Here is a 4,157-nt window from a genome sequence, read left to right as displayed (position 1 = left end):
GGCGCCGGCCGAGGCGGTTCGGGCGGCGGCCGCCGTCGCTCCACTCGCGCCGCGGGCTGACGCCGGACTCCCGCGCCAGGCCATCGATTCCGGATACGGCCGTCGACGCCGGGGGTCACTCGGCTGATACTGCATGGCCAATCCGAGCGCGATCCGGTGTCGATCTGCCCATCGGATCTCGATCTGCCCATCCCGGCTCAACTTGCCTATGCGATGCGCACTTGCCTATGGGGCCCGCGTATGTGGATCGTGATCGGATAGGCAAGTCGTGCTCCGGTGGGCAACTTGCACTCCGATGGGCAGATCGTCGCCCGCCGACTACCGCCCACCGCCCACCGCGGACCAGCCGCGTCCGCTCAGCGCAGTCTTCGCTTGGACGAAACCAGTTGCGAAAAGTTCGAGAAACTCGCGACTGGTTTCGTCCACGCTGCCATTTCGGGCAGGCGACCGGACCAGCTGGCTCAGGCGGGTCAGGCTGGCGAGCGGAGCTGGCGGACAGGCAGGCTCAGGCGAAGATCGTGATCGACTGCCTACTGATCGCAGCCAGCTCGCCGGACTGCAGCCACAGCATCGCGTGCGTGTGCGCGTAGCCGTCGCGAGCCGAGTCGGTGGTCGCCTGGTACGCCAAATCCGCTGAGCCCGGCACCGTCTCCGCGCCGATCTCCGCGATCAACTCGAGGGTCCAGGTCAGGCTGCTGCCGGGGGCGAAGCCCTCGACCATCTGCAGCGGCGCCGGCGGCCATGCGTCGGCCAGCAGCACGACGTGCTCCTCGGTGAGGAACTGCGGCCGCTCGCGCAGCCCGGTCCAGCCACTGATCCCACTGCTCGAGGAGCCACTGAACGGCATCTCGCCGCCGACCTGCCGCAGCTCGGCGAACTGGTAGAACTCCGGCGTGAGCTTCTCGATGTAGGGGAACGCCTCGACCGACGACGGCTCGGGGAGCTCGGGGAAGGGATGCGTCGGCTCGACGGTCAGCTTTGACTCGCGATGCTTGCCGAAAGCCGCGAGCGCGACCGCCACGACCTCGCCCGACTGGCGCATCGTGGCCTGGGTCTGGGTGACATTGGAGCCGACGCGGAGGACCTCGGCCTCGATCTCCACCGTGCCGGGAGTGGCGGGGCCGACGAACGACACGGTGATCGACCGCAGTGGCGGCATGGCCGCGGGCTTGCCGGTGGAGGCGGCGACATCCGCGACCCGGCCCTTCATGGCCGACAGGAGCAGCGCCCCGGTGAGCCCTCCGAAGATGGCCCGACCCTGGGTCCACCCGTCCTCGACCTCAATAGTTCCGCCGTGGGAAGCGGCCTCAAGCATGCTCGTCAGTGACATGTCGCCCAGTCTGCCAGGGCAGGTCAGCGCACCGAGCGGGCCCGCCGCTTTCGCAGCAGTTGCCCGGCGGCGAGCGCGGTGGCCAGCCCACCGGAGACCGCCGGCAGGGCCGAGAACATCTTCTCGCTGCGAGTCTCGGGGGCATCGTCAGCGGTACGGCGAAGGTAGCGGTCCGGCAGCGACAGCCGCGCGATGGTCCGCCAGGACTGCAGGTACTGCTTCCACAGCGGGCCGGACACGTACGGCAGGTCGTAGCGCTCGCACAGATCACGGACCTTGAGCGAGACCTCGGCGTACCGATTGGACGGCAGGTCCGGGAACATGTGGTGCTCGATCTGGAACGACAGGTTGCCCGACATGAGGTTCATGACCGGGCCGCCGTCGAGGTTGGCGCTGCCGAGCATCTGGCGCAGGTACCACTCCGCCCGGGTCTCGGTCTCTACATCCGTCAAGGTGAACTTCTCGGCGCCGTCCGGGAAGTGCCCGCAGAAGATCACCGCGTTGGTCCACACGTTGCGAATGATGTTGGCGGTGACCGTGGCGGTCAGTGCCTGCCGACCGTTGGGGCCGGCCAGGACCGGGAAGAGGATGTAGTCCTTGAGGACCTGCTTGCCGGCCTTGACGAGGAATCGGCGGGCGCGACGCTGCTCCTCCGGCGCATAGTCCGAATTGGGGAGCGCCGCCCCGAGGCTGACGGCCTGCAGGCCGATGCCCCACTCGAACCCCACCATCAGCACCGCGTTGACGAGAACGTTCGCGGAGTACCGGGGCTCCCACGGGATGTCGCGGGTGACACGGAGGACGCCGTAGCCCACGTCGTCATCCATCCCGATGATGTTGGTGAACTTGTGGTGCAGGTGATTATGGGTGTGCTTCCAATCGGCGGAGTTGCCGACCAGGTCCCATTCCCAGGTGGAGGAGTGGATCTCCGGATCGTTCATCCAGTCCCACTGACCGTGCAGGACGTTGTGGCCGATCTCCATGTTCTCGAGGATCTTGGCGACGCCCAGCACGCCGGTGCCGAGCGCCCACACGGTGCGGTTACGGGCCCCGAAGTACAGCAGCGCGCGCGAGGAGATCTCCAATCCTCGCTGCAGACGGATGATGCTGTGGATATACCGGTAGTCGCGATCCCCGCGGGATTCCAGGACCTCGGCGCGGATCGCGTCGAGCTCCCGCCCCAACTCCTCGATCTGTGCCTGATCGAGGTGGGCGTACTCACCTACTTCGGAGATCGCCATGACCCGAGCCTAAGCCTCCTCGGTGCCCACGGCTACTGCTACGGACCCCGGGTGGGGCCGATCGTGACGACACTCACGCGGGAGGGCCACTTCAGTCACTCCAGGCCCGCCGCAGCACCTCAAGCGAGCCGTGAGCACGCTCGGGCGACGAGCCGACGGGCGCGATCATCAGCTCGTCGGCGCCGGCCCGGTGGGCGAAGTCGGTGAGGTAGTCGCGCACGGTGGGGCCGTTGCCGCAGGCGGTGTAGGTGATCATGTGCAGGATCTGGCGACCGCCCGCCGATTCCATGATCATGTCGAGCTCTTCGTCAGAAAAATTGCGGCCCCGACCGGCCATGAGCTTGACCCGTTGACGTCGGTACCAGTGCAGTTCTTGTTCGGCGCGGGCCTCGTCGTCGTCGGCTACAACATTGACCGCGGCGATCATGTACGGCTCCGCCAACTGCTCGCTGGGCTGGAAGCGCTCGCGGTAGACCGCGGAGGCCTGCTCCAGCGCGTCGGGCGCGAAGTGGGAGGCGAAGGCGTACGGCAGGCCGTAGGCGGCGGCGAGCTGGGCGCCGAACAGGGAGGATCCGAGAATGTAGAGGGGGACCTTGGTGCCGCGGCCCGGGACTGCCACGATGCCCTTGGTGCGGGCCATGTCGCTGGGCGAATCGCCAAGGAAGGCCTGGAGTTCGCGGACGTCGTCGGGGAAGTTCTCGGCGGCCCGCGGCTCGCGACGCAGGGCGCGCAGGGTCTGGGGATCGGTGCCGGGCGCGCGACCCAGGCCCAGGTCGATGCGGCCGGGATGCAGCTCGGCGAGGGTGCCGAACTGCTCGGCGATCACGATCGGCGAGTGGTTGGGCAGCATGACGCCGCCCGAGCCGAGGCGGATCGTGGAGGTATTGGCGGCGATGTGCGCCATGAGCACCGCCGGCGCCGAGGACGCGATGGAGGGCATGTTGTGGTGCTCGGAGTACCAGACCCGCTCGTAACCCAGCTCCTCCGCCTTCTGCGCCAGCGCCACCGAATCCTGCAGCCCCTCCCCCACGCTCTGGCCAGGGCGGACGGTGGCGAAATCGATGACGGACAGGGGAAGGGCGCGGAAGTCAGAGGAGGGCATACCCCGTGCAACCCGCCCCCTCGGCCGGCTATTCCGGGCAGCGGTGGTGCCGCACGGCACACTGGGGGCATGCCTGATGCAACCGAGCAGAGCCCCGCCGACCCCGCCGCCACCGTCGCCCGCCTGGTGTCGCTGCTACGGGAGTCGAGCCCGTTGGTGCACTGCCTCACCAACTCGGTGGTCCGCCAGGTCACCGCCGACGTGCTGCTCGCGGCCGGGGCGGCGCCCGCGATGATCGACCATCCCGAGGAGGCCGGCGACTTTGCGGCAGTGGCCTCGGGCGTGCTCGTCAACGTCGGAAACCCCACGTCGGAGCAGGTCGAGGGCATGCACGCGGCCATCGCATCGGCGCGCGAGCACGGCACGCCGTGGGTGCTGGACCCGGTCGCGGTGGGCGGTCTGACGCTGCGCACGGAGCTGGCGACGTGCTGGCTCGACCACGCGCCCGCGGCGATCCGGGCCAACGCCTCGGAGGTCGTGGCGC

At 68.7% G+C, this 4,157-nt stretch carries 4 protein-coding genes; 1 reads left to right on the top strand and 3 read right to left on the bottom strand.

Translation table 11 applies throughout. The features are described 5' to 3' along the window. Window positions 1-505: 505 nt before the first annotated feature. The 3 genes from G6016_RS14290 to G6016_RS14280 form a co-directional block, all read right to left on the bottom strand. Window positions 506-1,330, bottom strand: a complete 825-nt coding sequence (locus tag G6016_RS14290) for a thioesterase family protein (protein WP_182633290.1) — start codon at window positions 1,328-1,330, stop codon at window positions 506-508. Between the two features lie 23 nt (window positions 1,331-1,353). Continuing rightward, on the bottom strand, window positions 1,354-2,571 hold the full coding sequence (locus G6016_RS14285) for a fatty acid desaturase family protein (protein WP_182633289.1): 1,218 nt from the start codon (window positions 2,569-2,571) through the stop codon (window positions 1,354-1,356). A 91-nt stretch (window positions 2,572-2,662) separates the two neighbouring features. Beyond that, a complete protein-coding gene (locus G6016_RS14280; protein ID WP_182633288.1) occupies window positions 2,663-3,673 on the bottom strand; it encodes an LLM class flavin-dependent oxidoreductase in 1,011 nt (336 codons plus the stop codon). A gap of 69 nt (window positions 3,674-3,742) precedes the next feature. Between G6016_RS14280 and G6016_RS14275 the strand changes: the two genes are divergently transcribed. After that, window positions 3,743-4,157, top strand: a 415-nt coding sequence (locus G6016_RS14275) for a hydroxyethylthiazole kinase (protein ID WP_182633287.1), incomplete at its 3' end; no start/stop codon positions are given.

The organism is Dietzia aerolata (assembly GCF_014144865.1).
GTDB classification, from domain to species: Bacteria; Actinomycetota; Actinomycetes; order Mycobacteriales; family Mycobacteriaceae; genus Dietzia; species Dietzia aerolata.
The sequence above is the reverse complement of the archived record's forward strand: the minus strand, read 5'-3'. Positions and strand labels throughout refer to the sequence as shown.

Coding starts and splice junctions, on each gene's coding strand:
- G6016_RS14280 (WP_182633288.1), bottom strand. CDS start 3,673: ATGCCCTCCTCTGACTTCCGCGCCCTTCCCCTGTCCGTCATCGATTTC.
- G6016_RS14285 (WP_182633289.1), bottom strand. CDS start 2,571: ATGGCGATCTCCGAAGTAGGTGAGTACGCCCACCTCGATCAGGCACAG.
- G6016_RS14290 (WP_182633290.1), bottom strand. CDS start 1,330: ATGTCACTGACGAGCATGCTTGAGGCCGCTTCCCACGGCGGAACTATT.